The 288-nt window shown below is 64.2% G+C and carries 1 pseudogene; it reads right to left on the bottom strand.

What is annotated here, in order from left to right:
* Nucleotides 1-288, bottom strand: a pseudogene (locus KBI52_RS00420) (gfo/Idh/MocA family oxidoreductase); the annotation flags it as partial.

Genomic DNA, 288 nt, shown 5'->3' with positions numbered 1-288 from the left:
GACCTTCATCGCTGCCAGGTAATCCTCGAGGCTGACCGTCGGGCGCTCACCCGAGCGGAGCCGGTCGAACGTGTCGGCCATGAACAAGCGGTAACGCGTGCTCGGATGTTCGGGGGCGAGCATGCGGACTTCCCCGTCATCCAGGGTTGCGCATTGCGCCGTCTCGCCCCGGTCAATCAGGTAAGCGTTGCCCGTGGCGATCCGCCACTCGAAGTCCCCGCCTGGAGCCATGGAGGCGAAGGTGTAGCCTACCTCGACCGTGAAGAGCGTTCCAGCATCGTCACATAG

This window comes from Microvirga sp. HBU67558, assembly GCF_018069605.1.
Lineage (GTDB): Bacteria > Pseudomonadota > Alphaproteobacteria > Rhizobiales > Beijerinckiaceae > Microvirga > Microvirga terrae.
The sequence above is the reverse complement of the archived record's forward strand: the minus strand, read 5'-3'. Positions and strand labels throughout refer to the sequence as shown.